General features: G+C 64.6%; 15 protein-coding genes. 7 read left to right on the top strand and 8 right to left on the bottom strand.

The features are described from left to right. The 3 genes from J2805_RS12555 to J2805_RS12545 all read left to right on the top strand — a co-directional run bounded on the left by J2805_RS12555 (position 1) and on the right by J2805_RS12545 (position 4756). Positions 1–2328: an FdhF/YdeP family oxidoreductase gene (locus J2805_RS12555; RefSeq protein ID WP_309977012.1), complete on the top strand. Its 2328-nt coding sequence runs from the start codon at positions 1–3 to the stop codon at positions 2326–2328. Positions 2329–2643: 315 nt separating this feature from the next. After that, complete coding sequence (locus J2805_RS12550; protein WP_309976610.1) at positions 2644–4080, top strand: MFS transporter; 1437 nt, start codon at positions 2644–2646, stop codon at positions 4078–4080. Beyond that, positions 4070–4756 (top strand): aspartate/glutamate racemase family protein, encoded by a 687-nt coding sequence (locus J2805_RS12545; RefSeq protein WP_309976608.1) that lies wholly within the window; start codon positions 4070–4072, stop codon positions 4754–4756. The genes J2805_RS12550 and J2805_RS12545 overlap by 11 nt, the downstream gene beginning before the upstream one ends. 41 nt (positions 4757–4797) lie before the next feature. Here J2805_RS12545 and J2805_RS12540 read toward each other — a convergent pair whose 3' ends face one another. Then, entirely contained in the window at positions 4798–6951 is a 2154-nt protein-coding gene (locus tag J2805_RS12540) for an amylo-alpha-1,6-glucosidase (protein WP_309976606.1), read from the bottom strand. Between the two features lie 276 nt (positions 6952–7227). Here J2805_RS12540 and J2805_RS12535 point away from each other — a divergent pair, with 276 nt between their 5' ends. Further along, entirely contained in the window at positions 7228–7515 is a 288-nt protein-coding gene (locus tag J2805_RS12535; RefSeq protein WP_309976604.1) for a hypothetical protein, read from the top strand. 13 nt (positions 7516–7528) lie between these two features. Here the strand turns inward: J2805_RS12535 and J2805_RS12530 are convergent, their stop codons facing one another. The 3 genes from J2805_RS12530 to J2805_RS12520 form a co-directional block, all read right to left on the bottom strand. Beyond that, positions 7529–8668 carry an RNA polymerase sigma factor gene (locus J2805_RS12530; RefSeq protein ID WP_309976602.1) on the bottom strand — a complete coding sequence of 380 codons (1140 nt, stop codon included), beginning with the start codon at positions 8666–8668 and terminating at the stop codon, positions 7529–7531. A gap of 198 nt (positions 8669–8866) precedes the next feature. Further along, positions 8867–9109, bottom strand: coding sequence for a hypothetical protein (locus tag J2805_RS12525; RefSeq protein WP_309976600.1), 243 nt, complete (start codon positions 9107–9109; stop codon positions 8867–8869). A 252-nt stretch (positions 9110–9361) separates the two neighbouring features. Then, positions 9362–9712, bottom strand: a complete 351-nt coding sequence (locus J2805_RS12520) for a DNA-directed RNA polymerase subunit alpha C-terminal domain-containing protein (protein ID WP_309976598.1) — start codon at positions 9710–9712, stop codon at positions 9362–9364. 263 nt (positions 9713–9975) lie between these two features. Between J2805_RS12520 and J2805_RS12515 the strand changes: the two genes are divergently transcribed. Further along, the gene (locus tag J2805_RS12515) at positions 9976–10632 is read left to right on the top strand and encodes an RNA polymerase sigma factor (protein ID WP_309976596.1); all 657 of its coding nucleotides are present in this window, start codon (positions 9976–9978) and stop codon (positions 10630–10632) included. Here the strand turns inward: J2805_RS12515 and J2805_RS12510 are convergent. The 4 genes from J2805_RS12510 to J2805_RS12495 form a co-directional block, all read right to left on the bottom strand. Next, complete coding sequence (locus tag J2805_RS12510; RefSeq protein WP_309976594.1) at positions 10610–10828, bottom strand: YegP family protein; 219 nt, start codon at positions 10826–10828, stop codon at positions 10610–10612. The two genes, J2805_RS12515 and J2805_RS12510, sit on opposite strands and share 23 nt — an antisense overlap. A 196-nt stretch (positions 10829–11024) precedes the next feature. Continuing rightward, positions 11025–13532: a GcvT family protein gene (locus tag J2805_RS12505; RefSeq protein ID WP_309976592.1), complete on the bottom strand. Its 2508-nt coding sequence runs from the start codon at positions 13530–13532 to the stop codon at positions 11025–11027. Between the two features lie 27 nt (positions 13533–13559). Beyond that, positions 13560–14507 carry a formyltetrahydrofolate deformylase gene (gene purU, locus J2805_RS12500; protein WP_309977010.1) on the bottom strand — a complete coding sequence of 316 codons (948 nt, stop codon included), beginning with the start codon at positions 14505–14507 and terminating at the stop codon, positions 13560–13562. Between the two features lie 108 nt (positions 14508–14615). Then, on the bottom strand, positions 14616–14966 hold the full coding sequence (locus J2805_RS12495; RefSeq protein WP_309976590.1) for a bifunctional 3-phenylpropionate/cinnamic acid dioxygenase ferredoxin subunit: 351 nt from the start codon (positions 14964–14966) through the stop codon (positions 14616–14618). Between the two features lie 241 nt (positions 14967–15207). Here J2805_RS12495 and J2805_RS12490 point away from each other — a divergent pair, with 241 nt between their 5' ends. Together J2805_RS12490 and J2805_RS12485 are read left to right on the top strand one after the other, a co-directional pair. Continuing rightward, a complete protein-coding gene (locus J2805_RS12490) occupies positions 15208–16437 on the top strand; it encodes an NAD(P)/FAD-dependent oxidoreductase (RefSeq protein ID WP_309976588.1) in 1230 nt (409 codons plus the stop codon). A 101-nt stretch (positions 16438–16538) separates the two neighbouring features. After that, entirely contained in the window at positions 16539–17675 is a 1137-nt protein-coding gene (locus J2805_RS12485; RefSeq protein ID WP_309976586.1) for an aromatic ring-hydroxylating oxygenase subunit alpha, read from the top strand. Positions 17676–17688: the final 13 nt, after the last annotated feature.

Genomic DNA, 17688 nt, shown 5'->3' with positions numbered 1-17688 from the left:
CTGAAGTTCGGCAGGCAGCCGGCTCCGGTCGCGGACATCAACGAAGACCAGCTGGAAGTCCACAAACCGAAGACGCAGGCGGCGGGCGTCAAGGCCGTGATAGTTGCATTGGAACGTGCCGTGGCCCAGGCCGGGGTATCCCGGACGGCCCAGTCGCTGCTGCGGCTGAACCAGCGCGGCGGCTTCGACTGCCCCGGCTGCGCCTGGCCCGAATCAGACAAGAAACGGAAAGTGGCCGAGTTCTGCGAGAACGGCGCCAAGGCCGTGGCGGAGGAGAACACCCTCCGCACGGTCGGGGCCGAGTTCTGGGCCAGGCACTCCATCGCGGAGCTGTCGGAGAAGACGGAGTACTGGCTGGGCAACCAGGGCAGGCTCAGCGAACCCGTGGTGATCCGCGAAGGGGAAACGCACTATTCGCCGATCTCCTGGGCGGATGCCTTCGAGCTGATCGGTGAGCACATGCGGGCCAGCACGCCGGACCGCTGCGTCTTTTACACCTCCGGCCGCACGGCCAACGAGACGGCGTTTATGTACCAGCTGTTCGCGCGGGCCCTGGGCACCAATAATCTTCCGGACTGTTCCAACATGTGCCACGAGTCCTCGGGTTCAGCGCTGAATCCGACTATCGGCATTGGCAAGGGGACCGTCTCGCTGGACGACATCCACGACTCTGAGCTGATCTTCGTGGTCGGGCAGAACCCCGGCACCAACCATCCGCGGATGCTCTCGGCGCTGAAGGAGTGCAAGGACAAGGGTGGCAAGGTGGTGGCGGTGAACCCGCTGCCGGAGGCCGGGCTGTTCAATTTCAGGGATCCGCAGACCGTTTCGGGTGTGGTGGGCGGCGGCACGCCGCTGGCCGACGAGTACCTGCAGATCAAGGTGGGCGGAGACCTGGCACTGTTCCAGGCACTCGGCCACCTGCTCCTGGCGGAGGAAGAGCGGAACCCGGGCACCGTCGTCGACCGTTCCTTCGTCGAGGCGCAGACGGACGGCTTCGACGCCTACCGCGATGCCCGCAAAGACCTGGACTGGGACGAAATCGAGAAGGCTACCGGGCTGGCCCGGAAGCAGATCGAGGACGTGGCCGGAATGCTGATCCGGTCCAAGGCAACGATCTTCTGCTGGGCCCTGGGCGTGACGCAGCAGCCGCACTCGGTGGACACCATCAAGGAAATGGTCAACGTCCTGCTCCTGCAGGGCAACTTCGGCAAACCCGGCGCAGGCGCCTGCCCGGTCCGCGGGCACTCCAACGTCCAGGGCGACCGGACCATGGGCATCTGGGAGAAGCCCAAGGAGTGGCTGCTCGAAGCCCTGGACAAGGAGTTCGGTATCCAGTCTCCGCGCGGCCACGGCGTTGACGCCGTGGAGGCCATGGAGGCCTTTGAGCGCGACGACGTCGACGTCTTTGTGTCCATGGGCGGCAACTTCTCGCTGGCCTGCTCCGACACGGAGACCCTGGAAGCCGGGATGCAACGGATCGGCCTGACGGTGCACGTGTCCACCAAGCCGAACCGGTCCCACGTGGTGCACGGGCGCACCTCGCTCATCCTGCCCACCCTGGGCCGGACGGACAAGGACGACAAGCACCCGGGCGGCGCCCAGTTCCTGTCCGTGGAGGATTCCATGTCCGTGGTCCACTCCACCCAGGGCAGACTCCAGCCGGTGTCCGAGCACCTGCTCGCAGAGCCGGTGATCATCGCCCGGATGGCCGATGCCACCTTCGGCGAGGACCACCCGGTCAACTGGAAGGCCATGGCGGCGGACTATGACGTGGTCCGGGACCACATCTCCCGCGTCATCCCGGGCTTCCAGGACTTCAACGAGCGGATCCGGACCAGGAACGGCTTCGTGCTGCCCAACCCGCCGCGCGATACCCGGTCCTTCAAGACCGACATCGGCCGGGGACGCTTCACGGTCAGCCCGCTGGAATACCTGACTCCGCCGGACGGCCACCTGGTGCTCCAGACCATGCGCAGCCACGACCAGTACAACACCACGTTCTATGGTCTTGATGACCGGTACCGCGGCATCTCCGACGGCCGCCGGGTGATCCTGGTCCACCCCGAGGACCTTACCGAGCTCGGCTTCCAGGACCGGGACTTGGTGGACGTGGTGAGCACGTTCCGGGGGCACGACCGGCAGGCGGACAAGTTCCGTCTGGTGGCCTACCCGACCGCGAAGGGCTGCGCCGCCGCGTACTTCCCCGAAGCCAACGCCCTGGTCCACAAGGAAAACGTGGCCCGGGAGTCGAACACCCCAGGCTTCAAGGCCATGTTCGTCCGGTTCGTGCCCCACGGGGCTGATGCCGCTGCAGCAACGGCGGGATAGCTCCGGCCACGTGCCGCTGGCCGATTTCCACATAAATATGTAGGTCGGGAACGACGGCGACATTCCGGCAGGTCCGGAGCGTCGCCGTCGTTTTTTGGTGCCCCGGCGAGCCCGGCCCAGCCGGCCCCGCGCCCGGCTGGCGCCGCCCGCGGGCCGATCCAAGATGGTCACAATCCGTTTTCGCGAAACCCTTGAAAATTTGGGATCCCAAACTGTAATCTGAGTCACATTCCTGTATGCGATAGAAGTATTCCGCATTATGGAAAACGCCCGCGAGGCACGGGTGGAACTTCAGAGCTCAGTAAGGAGCGCACTGTGGACAAAGAGCTTGCCGGGGAGGCAACCGCTTCGCGGACCGGAACCCTGACTAAACAAATCGAAGGCGCGTACCAGCGGATCGGTGTTACGGGCGCCCACCGCCAGATCGTCTTCATGATTCTTCTGGGCGTCTTCTTCGACGCCCTCGAGCAGAACGCCGTGGGCATCACCGGCCCGGTGCTGCGCCAGGCCTGGGGGCTCGGAGCCACCGAGATCGGCCTGCTGAACACCATGACGTTCACCGCCACTGCCCTTGGACGCCTGGCCACCGGCCTGATCGTGGACAAGTACGGCCGCCGGCAGATGCTGGTCATCAACCTGATCATCTTCGCCGGCGGTTCGCTGTTGTGCGCCGTCGCGCCGAATTACCCCGTCCTTGCGGCCGGACGCTTCGTGGTGGGCTTCGGCCTTGGCGGCGAGATCGCCGTGGCCGTGATCATGATGGCCGAATTCTTCGCTGCCAAACACCGGGGCACCGCCGTGGGCCTCATCAACGTCACCGCCGCCGGCCTCGGCAACATGCTGGCGCCGGCGTTCGGCATCCTGGTCTTCACGCTCTTTGACGGCCCGGACAAGTGGCGCTGGGTGTTCGGCCTGCTGTTCATTCCCGCCATCCTGGTCATGTTCTTCCGCCGGTTCGTTCCGGAAACGCCGCGGTTCCTGGCGTCGAAGGGCAGGATCGACGAGGCCAACCTGGTAATCACGCGACTGGCCCGTGGCAAGCTGTCCGGCCCGATCACCGACCCCGAACAGTTCATAACGGCCGGACCGGACCCGGTGATTGGGCAATCCTCCGGCCACTGGAAGGACGCACTGCGCGGAAAGCTGCTGAAGAGGACCGTGCTGCTGTGCATCGCCGTCTGCATGTCCTATGCGGCCCAGATTTCCATGCTCACCCTGATGCCTACCATCCTGGTATCCCGGGGCTATACCGTGAACACCAGCTTGTGGTTCACGCTGATCATGCAGTCCGGTTCCCTGTTGGGCGCAGCTACCGCGGCCTATCTCGCCAGCCGCCTGCCGCGCAAGAAGGTGCTCACGGCCGCAGCCATCCTGGGGTGTGCCGCGGGCCTGTCCATGGCGTTCCTTGCCAATGACATCGTGCTGGTGGTCATCTTCGGCGCGCTGTTCAACTTCGCCGTGATCATCCTGAACACCACCATTTGGCTTTTCGCACCAGAGCTTTACCCCACCCGGACCCGCGGCTTCGGCACCTCGATCATCCTGGCCGCCGGTTCCCTCTCCGGTGGTCTCTTCCCGCTGATCTCCGGAGCCATCTTTGATGCCTCCGGCCTGGGCGGCATGTTCACCACGCTTGCGGTGCTGTTCGGGATCCTGGCCATCACCGTTCAGTTTCCGCCGGAGACCTTCGGCAAGCCGCTCGAGGAAGACGCCGACGCCGGTGACGAGGAGGCTGCGATCTATGGGCACTGAAACTTCGCGCACGGTCCTGCTGATTAACCCGAACACGAACGCGAAGACAACGGCCATGATGACGGAGTTGGCCGTTGCCGGGCTCGCGCCCCACGGCCTGGAAGTCATCGGGCTGACTGCGGCGGCCGGACCCGCCATGATTACCGACCCCGCCGCCCTGGCGGAATCCCGGCAGCACGTCCGGCACGCGGCACTGGACTATCTCGCGGGGCCCGGAGGCGGGGCGGTGGCCGCGATCATCGTGGCAGCCATCGGGGATCCCGGCCGTGAGCAACTCAGCGGGGAACTCGCAGTTCCCGTCCTTGGCATCGGCCAGGGTTCCATCCACGCGGCATCGCGGGGCGGGCGGAGGTTCGGAATGGCAACAAGCACGCCAATGCTGGCCGCATCGCTCGCCAAACTTGTGGCGACGCACGGCCAGTCCGAGCATTTCACGGGAGTGCGCCTGACTGCTTCGGAGCCCTTGGTGCTGGCTGCGGACCCCGAGCAGCAGTACCGGGAGCTTGCGGACGCTGTCGGGAAATCGACAACGCTGGACGGCGCCGAGGCGGTGATCATTGCCGGGGGACCGCTTAGCGCCACAGCGCTGCGGCTGGCGCAGACCACGCACGCGGAGATTATCCAGCCTGTCCCGAGCGTTTGCGGGCTGCTGCTGGAGACGCTCGGCCGAACCTAAGCCGGCCCCTGGTCCAGGCCGGCCCCTGGGTCCTTGCGGTCCTAGTCTTTGTGCATCCTGGCCCGTTCCACCAGGTCGGCCATCCAGGGACGGGTTCCATGGTGGAGGACCATGCCTTCGGGCAGGCCCTGGATGGTGGCCTCGGAGCCGGAAACATCGATGGTGATCCGGCCGCCGGCCATGGGTGCGTTGGTGATGTGGAGGTCCCCGTAGGATTCCGGAAGCACGGGGTCCATCCACAGCCCGCCCTCGGAAACGTGCGGGTTATAGCGCATCAGGTTGGTCACCAGGTAGATCGGGGTGGTGGCTGCCCAGGCCTGCGGCGAGCACGCCGTGGGGTACGGCACGGGGGTGGTGAAGTGCTCCCGGTCGAAGCCGCAGAACAGTTCGGGCAGGCGGCCCTCCGAAAACTCGGCAGCCTCCAGCAGGGCCGTGGAAATCCGCTGTGCCTCCTCCACGAACCCGTAACGGAGGAGGCCGGCCTGGATGATCGCATTGTCGTGCGGCCAGACCGAGCCGTTGTGGTAACTCGCAGGATTGTAGGCACCCATGTCCGTGGCCAGGGTCCGCACTCCCCAGCCGCTGAACATTTCCGGGGACATCAGCCGTTCCACCACCATCGGCGCCTTGTCCTCGTCGATGATGCCGTTCCACAGGCAGTGACCCATGTTGGACGCGCATGCATCGACCTGATGCTTGTTGCCGTCCAGCGCGATGGCGTAGTAACCGCGCTCGGGCATCCAGAACTGTTCGTTGAACTGTTTCTTCAGCCGTGCCGCGCGGTCCCGCAGGTCAGATGCCAGAGCCTCGTCACCGGCGTCGTACGCCAACCACGACCTCGCCATGTAGGCGCCGTAGACATACCCCTGCACCTCGCACAACGCGATCGGCCCCTGGGCCATGCGTCCGTCGGCGAAATTGACGCCGTCCCACGAATCCTTCCACCCCTGGTTGATCAGGCCCCGTTCGTTGAGGCGCGCGTATTCGACGAACCCGTCGCCGTCGCGGTCCCCGTAGTTCCGGATCCATTCCATCGCCCGGTCCGCATGGGGCAGCAGCGCGGCAATCGTCTCCGCGCCAAAGCCCCAGCGGCTCACCTCGCCGAGGACTATCAGGAACAGCGGCGTGGCGTCGACGCTGCCGTAATAGGACGATTTTCCGCCCAGCGCCAGCCCGCTGGAGACGTCCAGCCTGACTTCGTGCAGGATCTTCCCGGGCTCCTCCTCGCTCATCAGGTCCACTGTGCTGCCCTGCCGCTCGGCCAGGGTCTGCACGGTACCGAGGGCGAGGGACGGGTCCACCGGCATCGACATGATGGAGGAAAACAGTGAGTCGCGTCCGAACAGGGTCATGAACCAGGGCGCGCCGGCGGCCACGACGATCCGGTCCGGGTGGTGCGGATCCTCAATCCGTAGCGCGCCCAAATCATCGTAGCTGCGGCGGATGGTCCGTTCGATCGAGCGGTTGCCCATATGCAGCACGGGAATCTTGGACACCCAGGCCTGCCGCCGCTGGTCGCGGGGGGACATCTTCCCGGCCGGAGTATGGGCGAACGGCTCGGCTGGTCCGGTGCCGTCAACTTTGGGCACCACACTGATCCAGGTCTTCCACTCTCCGTGCGGCGGGATGACCGGGCGGTAGGACAGGGCCTCCGCTTCGATGTCGGCCCCATCGGCGTTGACCACCACTCCCTTCCGGACGTCCTGCCAGGCGGCCCGGATGGTCAGGGTGTCACCGTCCGGCTCGCGGCTCTCTTCCCAACGCCGCTGGATCCGCGCCTCCTTGACCTCGAAAAGATCCGCGAAATCCGCTCCAACGGTTAGTTCCACCACGCATTCAGCGGCTTCAGCCGAGAAGTTCCGGACCGTGATCTCCTCGAGGATCCCCGCACCGAGTTCGCGCAGCCGCTCCACAATCAGCGGGCTGTCCGCATACCCGTCCGAACGGGGCACCCGGCCGGCAAACAGGGCCCGGTACGGCTCCTTCGTCTCGGCCGCCAGCGGTTCGATGGACTGACCGTTGACGGTCAGGTTCCAGCGGGACAGGATCCGGGTGTCTTCATGGAAAACCCCGTGCGGGTGTTCCGGATGGATGTCTCCGTTGGCCGAGGAAATACAGAACGATGAACCCTCCACGAGCGTGACCGTTCCGGATCCCAGTGGCCCGGCAGCTGTATCCGCGTTCCATCCGGCCATGGCCCACTCCTTCAATGGATTGACACCGCTGAGGCGGCGCCCGGCTGGAACTGTTGCCCGGCCACACATGCCGCCCGGGTGCATATCCAGCGACGCCGCCCTTGTTTGTGTAGATGACGCTACGCCTAGCTTCTTCGCGATGCCAGAGTGGATTCGCGGCCGGGTCTTGAGCCAATCCTTGCATTGGCTTGAGCCGATGCTGAGCTCCTTTCGCGACACTCGAAGGGAACAGTTCAAGGCAGATATTGTCCGCGCACTGGGGATGGTGAAGGTCGCATGGAAAAAATTCAAGCCGGCGAGAAAATGCTGGGCGAAGCCTTGGCGCGCACCGCGGTCCGGCTGCTCAGGCAAAGCCCGGAGTACCGGAGGCGGGCCGTCCACTACCTGAAGCACTCGTGGAAGGTTTACTCCCTCTCGCGTGCCTTGGCCAAAGCCCTCGAAGACTCCCGTGAGGCCTCCAGCTGGCCCGGCGACCGGCTCCAGGTGGGCACCTATATGTCTGAACGGGTCGAAAAGGTCACCCGGCTCATTCAGCGTGAAGCCAAAATCTACGCGGCGGGCTAGCCGAAGAGCACGGTCAGAGCGGCCTGCCGCCATATTTGTATTGGCTATGGGCAGGGCGGGTCCCTGACGCCAACTGGAGGTAAACCGGAGCCATGGCTGAACGGTGCACGCAACCGACGGATGTTCCGTAAGGGCCGCAACCGTTTTGGTGGCTATGGGGTCCCGGATCGGTTGTTGCGGCGTTCGGTGCTCCCGGCAGGACCATGAGGACGACGACCGCTGCCGTCGCACCAATCGCCTTGAGTCCTTGGAAGAGCGTGCGTGCAACGTCGGCAGACTCATTGATGGTTTCCGCAATGCGGCCCAAGGGTCCATGGGACGGGGATGACAGGAGTTCGAGGATCCGGACAGCCGTGAGTGGCGAGAGCACCGCTGGCAGAAGGCCAGGATTCAGGAGACCTTGCATCCTGGAACGGACACCACGCAAACCCTGGAGTGCCCCGCGGCAGTTCCGGCAGGTGCGGACATGTCTGTCGACTTTGGCCTGGCCCGCCACAGTGGTGCGGCCGACGGCGGATTCGGCCAGCATCCGCAGCATGGAGTCGCAGCCGCGGCTCTCGGAGTCGCGCAGATACACCAGCAGATAGGCCTCACGAAGTCCTTTGCGCGCACGCCGGAGGAGGGCGGAGAGTGCGTTGGGGGCGACGTCGAGAAGCGGTGCCGCCTCGCGCGGCTTCAGTCCTTCAATCTCGACATACCACAGGACTTTTTGCCAACGAAGGGGGAGATTGGCGAAGGCCTCCGCGACGAAGTCGTGCTCCTGTGCGCCGTTGTGGAGCCCGTCACTGTTCCGGCCGTCAGCCAGCTCGATGATTCGCCCTGAGGGATGCTCGGCGGAGGAATGGCGGTCACATGCCGCAGTGCGGACAGCCCGCAGGAGATATGGTCTGACCGGGCCGTCCGGCCCTTTTCCGCGGCGCATGGCGGTCAGGGACTTGAGGAATGCCGTAGCGGCCACGTCCTCCGCATCCTGTGAAGATCTGCTCAGCACGTTGGCATAAGCCAAGGCCGGTTCCCAGTGAGTTCTGAAAAGTTGCAGAACGGCCCCGGTCTTGCCTTCCCGGCAATCCTGTACGAGCCTCGCCTCAGCTTCTGCTGCAGTGGCTCCCGTGCCCGCAGGCGCGCGGTCCGGCGGAGTTTCGGTGGTGTTCACAGCACTCCCGGGCGCGCGGGTGCGGCAGGTGATTGACGGCAAACTGTGGGCATAGTGACTCCGGGCGGACGGCTAATTCCTGCTGGCACAGGTTGTGGTAGCGCTCACATAATCACCTAATGAAGGGTTCAAGGCGTTTTGGTCATTAAAAACATGAACAAGTCAGCGCGTTACGCCAGCGGTCTGCTGACGCCGCCTCTACTCGCGGTGCTCGGCGCCGGCAGCTGATGGGTCCTTGGTGTCCTCGGGCCGGTCCATCGAAGCCAGTAGCCGGTCCAGGGACCGCAGAACCCGGCCAGTGCTCCTCAGCGCGAGAAGCGGGTCAACCGGGCTTGACCCCGCATTGTTCGCGGCGATGTAGTCAGCCCACTCACGGTGGAGTTGCTCGAACTCCCGCCGGCCCACAGACACGGTCAGCCGCCCGTCAGGCCCTTCCGACATACCAAACACCCCCCCAATTACTGCGCATGCTGACTGGTACGCATTTTACCGGTCAGCGGCGATCCGGCCTCTCGGCGGGCCCCGAGATCCCCTGCAGGAACGGGCCAGCGCAGTTCCGCTGCTGCCAGCCGCAAATGAATCGCCGGCCGCGGTTTTTCTGCGGGCAGTCCTTTCGCGGGTGCTGGTGGACCGGGTGCTGGTGGACCACGCGGCCGGGACGGGTGGGCGCGGACTGCGGAAAGCGGCAATACTTCACTGAACCCTGTCCGCCTCTTTTAAGATGGGCAGCCCCACCAGCCAGGCACGGTGATTCCGGGCATGCCGGCTCAGCGGACGGCTATACCGCAACGCTCTTCCGGCAGCGGCCAGGCTCAGGCCTTCCCGCTTCAAAGCTTCCTCGATGTCATTGATGCTGCCAACCCCGAGGCCGTGAATGTCGTTTTTTAGATCCTGCCGCGAGCGTGCGATCAGCTGTCCGATGGTGTTCACGCCGTGCCGGGCGAGGCCGTTTACTGCCCGTGTGGGCAGCCGCAGTTCAGTTATCGGACGAGCCAGTTGCCGCTCCGGCGAACGCGTTGACAAAGTCCTCTGGCCATCCGGCATCACAAGAATCCTCCCGCAGAAATGAGATTCCGCCGCGACGGCGGGACCACCCGGAGTTCTAACCGTGCTGCCAGGAGTCCGTGACGGACGACGATCGGCCCGATCCGAAAGTCCCGATCCGAAAGGCCCGGACCAGCCGGCCCCTGCAAACGCTTTTCACAACAATTTTGGTTTCCGCGTCATAAAACAGGGCAGCCCGCAGTGAATGGGGTGAGGCGCATGCGGTGCGTTCTCGCTTTATCGGTATGAGGGCAGGCAACCACATGGAAGCAACTGAGCATATTTCACAGGGGGCCGGGCAACTGCGCCGTGCAGCATCCGACGAGGCAACCGGCGGTATCCGGGGCGATGAACCGGATTTGATTGCCGGTGTCCGGGCAGGCGATGCGGAGTCCATGGCGGTGCTGTATGAACGGTACCGAGAGCCGGGGCTGCGGTTCATCCGGGGTCTAATGTCCGGCGCCCAGGAGTCCGAGGACGTGCTCCATGACGCGTTCGCCAAAGCCGTTGGCGCGATCAGGAACGGATACGGGCCCACGGATGTCTTCGGTCCGTATCTGAGCACCGCAATCCGTTCGGTCGCGATGACGTTCTGGAACAAACGGGGTCGTGAGCAACCGGCACCCGACGAAGACCTGGACCCCGGACCTGTGGCCGACCACGGGCTCGAGAGGGTCCTGACTGTGTTCGAGCAGGAGCATGTCGCTGCAGCGATGCGCTCCCTGCCGAAGCGCTGGCGGACGGTGCTCTGGTACGCCGAGGTCATGGGCGAGAAACCACGAAACATAGCACCGATCCTGGGCCTCGAACCCAACGCGGTGTCCGCGTTGCTAATCCGGGCCAAGGCGGGGTTGCGCACCGCGTATGAGCAACAGAGCGGATCGGAGCTGCGTTCCGTCAGTGAGGCGAGCTGGCACTAGCGCGGGAAACCGGCGGGGTGTCGGTGAGGTCCACGATGCCCCCGGTGACTGCTGCTTCCCGCACGGCCCAGATCCCGGCAATTGCTACGTCTTCGTACGCGTAAGCCTCGGAGGTGAGCATCACCTCACCATTTGCGACCAATCGGAACCTGAAGCAGTCGTCCTCGTCCATAAACAGTTCGAACAAAGCGGCCATGGGTTGTTCTCCTAACGTGATGCGAGCGTTCACAACGCAGAGTCTTAACCGCATGAAGAGATGATCATGACGGCCGGGGCAGCCCCGCTGACCCTCTTTAACCAAGAACGACGGCGACACACCGGACCCGCCGGGGTGTCGCCGTCGTTCTCGCGCAGAAAGGGGTCACGGCGGCCGGTGCTCCGCCGCTACCCAGTTAGCCGCGGAGCCGTTCCATGCCGGGATCGAACAGTGGCTCTGCCGTGACCGTCGCCGCGATGCGCTTGCCGAAGTATTCGATCTCCACGGAGTCGCCCTCGGAGACGGCAGCCGGCAGCCAGGCGTAGGCGAGGGGCCTGCGGATGGAGTAGCCGTACGCGGCGCTGGTGACGTAGCCGGCCGTCTCGCCGTTGACGTATACCGGTTCCTTGCCCAGCACCACGGACGTGCCGTCGTCCACGGTGAGGCACCGCAGCACCCGCGTGGCGGGCTCCTCCTTGCGGGCAGCCAGCGCCTCGGCTCCAACAAAGCCCGTCTTGTCCTTGGCGATGGAGAAGCCCAGGCCGGACTGGTAGGGGTGGTGCTCGGTAGTCATGTCCGTGCCCCACAGCCGGTAGCCCTTCTCGAGCCGCATGCTGTTGAACGCGCCGCGACCGGCCGCGATGATGCCGTGCTCCCGGCCGGCCTCGTACAGCAGGTCCCAGAGCTTGAGCCCGTACTCGGCAGTGGTGTACAGCTCCCAGCCGAGCTCGCCGACATAGGAGAGCCGCATGGCTGTCACCGGGATGCCGCCCACGGAAATTTCCTTGGTCCGGAAGTATTTCAGGCCGTCGTTGCTGAGGTCATCAGAGCTGACCTTGCCGATCACCTCGCGGGCCAGCGGCCCCCACAGCCCGATGCAGCATGTGCTGCCGGTGATGTCGGAGACGTGCACCCACTGGGCGGGATCCGCGGCCGACTGCTTCCGCGCCTCGACGCGGAGATAGTCGAAGTCCACGTTGCTGTTCACGCCCAGCTGGAACTGTTCCTCCGCGAGGCGCGCGACGGTCACGTCGCTGCGGATGCCGCCATCGTGCTCCAGCAGCAGACAGTACGTCACGGCGCCGGGCTTCTTGGCGATGTTGCCCGTGCTGAGCCGGTGGAGCAGCGCCTGGGCACCCGGCCCGTTGACCTCCAGCCGCTTCAGCGGCGTCATGTCGTAGAGCCCGACGGCGGTGCGCGTCCTCCACGCCTCGGCCGCGGAAATGGGGGAGTGGAACATTGCGGACCATTCGTCACGCTCCGGGGCCTGCCACTCAGCCGGGAGCTCCTCGAGCAGGCTGCGGTTGGCCTCGAACCAGTGCGGGCGCTCCCAGCCGGCGGACTCCAGGAAGAACGCTCCCAGCTCCTTCTGCCGGACGTTGAACGGGCTGACGCGGAGGTCGCGGGGCGATTCCTTGGGCTGCAGCGGGTGCATTACGTCGTAGATTTCCACGAAGTTCTGCTGGGATGTTTCGCTGACGTACTGGTCGCTGGTCTGGACCTTCTCGAAGCGGGTGAGCTCGCAGCCGTGCAGGTCGATGCGGGAACGGCCCTCGATGAGCAGCTCGGCCATGGCCTTGGCGACGCCGGCCGAATGGGTGACCCATACGGCCTCGGCCACGAAGAAGCCTTCGACGTCGGGCGCTTCGCCCATGAGCGGGCCACCGTCAGGAGTGAAGGAGAAGATGCCGTTGAAGCCGTCCTCGATCTGCGCCCCGCGGAGGGCCGGCAGGAGTTCCTTGCTGTCCTCCCAAGAGGGCAGGAAGTCCGCCATGGTGAAGTCCAGCCGGGAGGGCATGCGGTGATCTGACATCTCCGCCGCGCCGACGCGGGGCAGCTGGTCCATGTCCACTGGCATGGGACGGTGGGCGTAGCTGCCGATGCCGATCCGGTCGCCGTGCTCGCGGTAGTAGAGGTCCTTGTCCTGGTAGCGCAGGATGGGCAGCCGGGCGCCGTTGGGAAGTTCGTTCCGGCCCGCCAGCTCCGGAAGCGACGTGGTCTTCACATACTGGTGCGCGAGCGGCAGCAGCGGCACCTTCATGTCCACCATCTTGCCGAGCTCCCGGCCCCAGAACCCCGCGCAGGACACCACGATGTCCGCCGGGATCACGCCGTCGGCCGTTTCAACGCCGGTGACCCTTCCGCCCGCCTGCTCGATGCCCGTCACGGCCGTGGACCCGAGGTAGGTCACGCCGGCTTCGCGGGTGCGGCTGATCAGCAGCTGGACGGCGCGGGCTGCGGAGGCCAGGCCGTCCGAGGGTACGTAGAGGCCGCCGAGGACCTCGCGTCCGTCCCCGAACGCGGAATTGTTGAGCAGCGGGTAGTGCTTCTCGCACTCGTCGGGGTCGATGATCCGGCCTTCGATGCCCCAGGAGGCGGCGTAGCCCAGCTTGCGCTTGAGGTCCTGCAGCCTCGCCTCCGTGGTGGCCAGCTCAAGTCCGCCCAGCTGGTTGAAGCAGGACACTCCGTCGGCGCTGAGGGAGAGCAGCTTGTCTACCGTGTAGCTGGCGAATTCCGTCATGGTTTTGGACGGGTTCGTCTGGAAAACCAGTCCCGGAGCGTGCGAGGTGGAGCCGCCCGCCAGTTCCAGCGGGCCCTGTTCGACGACAGTTATGTTTGTCCAGCCCCGGCTGGCGAGTTCATCCGCAAGATTGGTGCCGACGATGCCGGCACCGATGATGACGACGCGTGGTGATGCGCTCATGAATTGTTTCTCCTGGCTTTGCGTGCTTTAGCGGAATACGACGGTACGGGTGTTGTTGAGCAGGACGCGGTGCTGGCAATGCCAACGGACAGCCCTGGACAGGGCTTGCGACTCGGCGTCGCGGCCAACCGTGACGAGGGCGTCAGGATCAAGGCTGTGGTCCACGCGGAAGACCTCCTGCTCGATGATCGGTCCTTCATCCAGGTCCGGCGTGACGTAGTGCGCCGTGGCACCGATCAGTTTCACACCGCGGTCATAGGCCTGGTGGTACGGCTTGGCCCCCTTGAAACCGGGGAGGAACGAATGGTGGATGTTGATGGCGCGGCCGCGGAGGTTGGTGCAGAGGTCGTTGGACAGCACCTGCATATAGCGGGCCAGGACCACCAGGTCCGCGTCGTACTCGGCCACGAGTTCCAGCAGCCGCGCCTCGGCTTCCGGTTTGGTTGCGGGGGTCACCGGAACATGAATGAAAGGCAGCCCGGCGTTCTCCGCCATGGGGCGGAGGTCCTCATGGTTGGAAACCACGACGGCGATCTCGGCACCCAAGCTGCCTGCCCGCCATCGGTAGATCAGGTCATTGAGGCAATGCCCGAACTTTGAGACCATGACCAGCAGACGCTGCGGGCTGCCGTCATGGAAGGCGAAATCCATGCCGAATTCGGTGGCTGTCGGGGCGAACTCCGCTGTAAGGAGCGCACCGGTCTGCTGGCTGAGCGTCTGGGGATCCGAGTCCGTGAAGTCCTGATGAGCCAGGTCACGCTCATTCGTTCCGCTCCGCTTGAAGGCGGTACGCAGGTACAGTTTGCCGCTGATGTGGTCATCGAACTGCTGGTGCTCCACGATGTCGAAGCCGCGATCGGCGAGGAAAGTGGTGACCGCCCGGACGATGCCCGGCCGTTCGGGGCAGGCCAGTGTGAGGACGAACTCTGCGGTGCGGCTCCCGGGTGCAGAACGTGCGGCGGTGGCCTCGACCATTGCGGCCGGAACGGTGCCGCCCGGGCGGGCGTCAAGGGTGGTGGTCACGGTTCTCTCCTAGTTGGTGCGGCGCTGGTTAGCGACGGTGTTGCCGAATGCGCGTCTCGCTTAGATGTGGCCATCTACTGTCAGGCCAGGGGGGAGATTGGGTATCTCCGTGGATTCGGTAATCATGATGTCGCCGTCGATGACGGTCACTTGGTGCGAGCGCACCGGCAGCTTGGCCGGCGGTGCGTCGACGCTACCGTCGCGCAGGTTGAACCGTGAGGCATGCAGCGGGCATTCCACCCAGCAGTCCTCTACGTAGCCGTCGGCCAGCGAGGCATCCTGATGGGTGCACGTGTCGTCAATGGCGAAGAGTTCACCCTCTTCGGTGTGGAAGACAGCAATGGGTGGCGACGTGTTCAAGCGCAGCGCTTCCCCCGGTGCCAGTTCGCTAAGCGGGCAGGCCTTATGCATGAGATGACCTCATTCTTCGGTCGCGGATCAGTTCGTGCGACCGGTGTTTCAACGTTCCGCATTGAACAACTGCAATCGCCATAAGCAACAGCGTGCGGTGGCTCACACGCATTGTCAAGAGTTCCTGTTCTATTGCGGGACTTTCGCTGTCTCGAGGCGAACCTTGACTTCAGAAGTGGCATCCGTCACGCTGTTGCATATAGTGCTATTTGTTGCGTGTTAAGCGATGAAGGGAGTGTCAATGGAGACACTTGCGATTGTGGGAGCCTCGTTGGCGGGCCTCTCTGCCGCCCGGGCAGCCCGTGCCCACGGCTTTTCCGGACGGCTGGTCATCATTGGCGATGAGCCCCACCGTCCATATGACCGCCCGCCCCTGTCCAAAGACTTTCTCCTTGGCAGAATCACCGCCGAAGACCTCTCCCTGGAGGCCGAGACTGACGACCTGCAGGCAGAATGGCTGCTTGGTGCCGGCGCCGCATCCCTGGACGCTTCCGCGCGCACCATCGTCCTTAAGGATGGGCGTACAGTGCAGGCGGATGGCATCCTCATTGCCACCGGGGCGAAGGCTCGGCAACTGCCTACCTTGGCCGGACTGAGCAATGTGTTCACGTTGCGCACCCTCGCGGACGCGCAGAGCCTTGCCCCCGAGTTGGTTGCCGGAAGCAGGATGGTTGTGATCGGTGCGGGCTTCATCGGCGCCGAGGTAGCCTCCGCGGCGGCCTCGCGCGGGATGGAGGTCACCATGATCGACGCCGCCCCCGTGCCGTTTACCGCGCAGCTCGGAACGGAAATGGGTGCTGTGGTGGGCGGGCTCCATGCGGCCAACGGAGTGGAGCTCATTTCTTCCGCGACCGTAGAAGACTTCTACAGCGGCGAAGGGAACGTCACCGGAATGCGGCTGGCTGGCGGACGCTACCTTGCGGCCGACGTCGTGGTGGTAGGCATCGGAGCCGAACCGAACACCGGCTGGCTGGAAGGTTCCGGCCTGGAAGTGGACGGCGGCGTCGTGTGCGACTCCATGGGGCGTACCAATATCCCGGGTATCTCCGCAGTCGGAGACTGCGCCGCCTGGTACGACGAGGCCGTCGGCGCGCACCTCCGGGTTGAGCACTGGACCGGTGCACTGGAACGCGCCGGGATTGCGGTGGAGGCGCTGCTGGGGCCTGACGCCGTCCGGAAGCCGCACAAGCCGCACTACTTCTGGTCCGACCAGTATGACGTCAGGCTTCAGTTTGCGGGCCACTCCGCCGGCTACGACCGGCTCGAGATCGAGGTGGGCGACGCCCGGACGCACAGTTGCCTGGCGGTGTACTACCGCGAAGACATCCCCGTGGCGGTCCTTGGCATGAATCAGCCGCGGCTGTTCACCAAGTGGCGGCGAAGCCTTGCTACAAGCCTCGCGGCATCCTTCAAGGAAAGCCCTGCACCGCTGGCTGCTTCTGAACTTGCGGGGGCCGCCCTGGCGTCCTGACGCCACGTTCCATATGTCCCGCGCCCTGATGTCCCAGTCTTGGAAGTCCCTGAATGACTTCCAAGTCTTTTTGGTTGTTGCGTAGTTTGTTAGGAGTAAAAGTGTCTGTTGAGGTAACCACTCCGAGTTTGATTCCCACGTTGCCGGGGTCGACTTATGTGGATGAAGCTGTTTTCCGGGCTGAGCAGGAACGTATTTTTGAGCAGATGTGGTTCTGCGCCGTCCGTTCGGCGGATCTGGACAAGCCGGGTTCGTGGCAGACGGTGCAGGTCGGGCGGGAGAGCGTGCTGATCTCGCGGACCCGTAAGGGCCAGATCCGTGCCTTTTACAATATTTGCCGGCACCGCGGGGTGAAGCTGTGCATGGAGGAGAAAGGCGAAGCGGCCCGTAACTTCCAATGCCCGTACCACGCCTGGACGTATGACTTTGAGGGCAAGCTGATCGCGGCGCCGAACCTGACGAAGATGCCGGATATTGACCGGGACGAGTACGGCCTGGTCAAGGTCCATATCCGCGAGTACCTGGGCTATGTCTGGGTGTGCCTGGCCGATGAGCCGCCGTCCTTCGAAGAGGAGGTGATGGGCGCCATCGAGGAGCGCCTGGGCGATGTGCATGCCATTGACGGTTACGATGTGGCCAACCTCAGCCTGGGCCGGCGGATCAGGTATGACGTGAAGGCCAACTGGAAGCTCATCATTGAGAACTTCATGGAGTGCTACCACTGCGCCACGATCCACCCGGAGCTGACCGAGGTCCTGCCGGAGTTCGCTGACGGGCTGGCCGCGCAGTACTTCGTCGGTCACGGCGCGGAGTTCGGTGAGGACATCAAGGGCTTCACGGTGGACGGGTCCGAGGGCCTGGACCTGATTCCGGGGGTGAGTGAGGACCAGGACCGCCGGTACTATGCGATTACGATCAAGCCCACGGTGTTCGTGAACCTTGTCCCGGACCACGTGATCATTCACCGGATGTTCCCGATGGCCGCGGACCGGACCATTGTTGAGTGTGACTGGCTCTACCTGCCCAGCGTGGTCGAGAGCGGCAAGGACGTCACCGCATCCGTGGAGCTCTTCCACCGGGTCAACCAGCAGGACTTCGACGCGTGCGAACGCTGCCAGCCTGCCATGGGCTCGAAGGTCTACTCCAAGGGCGGTGTACTGGTCCCCAGCGAACACCACATCCGCGCCTTCCACGACTGGATCGAAGAAAAAGTCGGAGACACCATCCCGTCCTCCTAGGTCCCGGGAGGAA

It is taken from the genome of Arthrobacter oryzae (assembly GCF_031454875.1).
Classification (GTDB): domain Bacteria; phylum Actinomycetota; class Actinomycetes; order Actinomycetales; family Micrococcaceae; genus Arthrobacter; species Arthrobacter oryzae_D.
The sequence above is the reverse complement of the archived record's forward strand: the minus strand, read 5'-3'. Positions and strand labels throughout refer to the sequence as shown.

What these genes read in the sequence shown, in the direction of transcription:
- J2805_RS12545 (WP_309976608.1), top strand. Translation starts at nt 4,070, where the DNA reads ATGGGCACTGAAACTTCGCGCACGGTCCTGCTGATTAACCCGAACACG.
- J2805_RS12540 (WP_309976606.1), bottom strand. Translation starts at nt 6,951, where the DNA reads ATGGCCGGATGGAACGCGGATACAGCTGCCGGGCCACTGGGATCCGGA.
- J2805_RS12535 (WP_309976604.1), top strand. Translation starts at nt 7,228, where the DNA reads ATGGAAAAAATTCAAGCCGGCGAGAAAATGCTGGGCGAAGCCTTGGCG.
- J2805_RS12525 (WP_309976600.1), bottom strand. Translation starts at nt 9,109, where the DNA reads ATGTCGGAAGGGCCTGACGGGCGGCTGACCGTGTCTGTGGGCCGGCGG.
- J2805_RS12520 (WP_309976598.1), bottom strand. Translation starts at nt 9,712, where the DNA reads ATGCCGGATGGCCAGAGGACTTTGTCAACGCGTTCGCCGGAGCGGCAA.
- J2805_RS12515 (WP_309976596.1), top strand. Translation starts at nt 9,976, where the DNA reads ATGGAAGCAACTGAGCATATTTCACAGGGGGCCGGGCAACTGCGCCGT.
- J2805_RS12510 (WP_309976594.1), bottom strand. Translation starts at nt 10,828, where the DNA reads ATGGCCGCTTTGTTCGAACTGTTTATGGACGAGGACGACTGCTTCAGG.
- J2805_RS12505 (WP_309976592.1), bottom strand. Translation starts at nt 13,532, where the DNA reads ATGAGCGCATCACCACGCGTCGTCATCATCGGTGCCGGCATCGTCGGC.
- purU (WP_309977010.1), bottom strand. Translation starts at nt 14,507, where the DNA reads ATGGTCGAGGCCACCGCCGCACGTTCTGCACCCGGGAGCCGCACCGCA.
- J2805_RS12495 (WP_309976590.1), bottom strand. Translation starts at nt 14,966, where the DNA reads ATGCATAAGGCCTGCCCGCTTAGCGAACTGGCACCGGGGGAAGCGCTG.
- J2805_RS12490 (WP_309976588.1), top strand. Translation starts at nt 15,208, where the DNA reads ATGGAGACACTTGCGATTGTGGGAGCCTCGTTGGCGGGCCTCTCTGCC.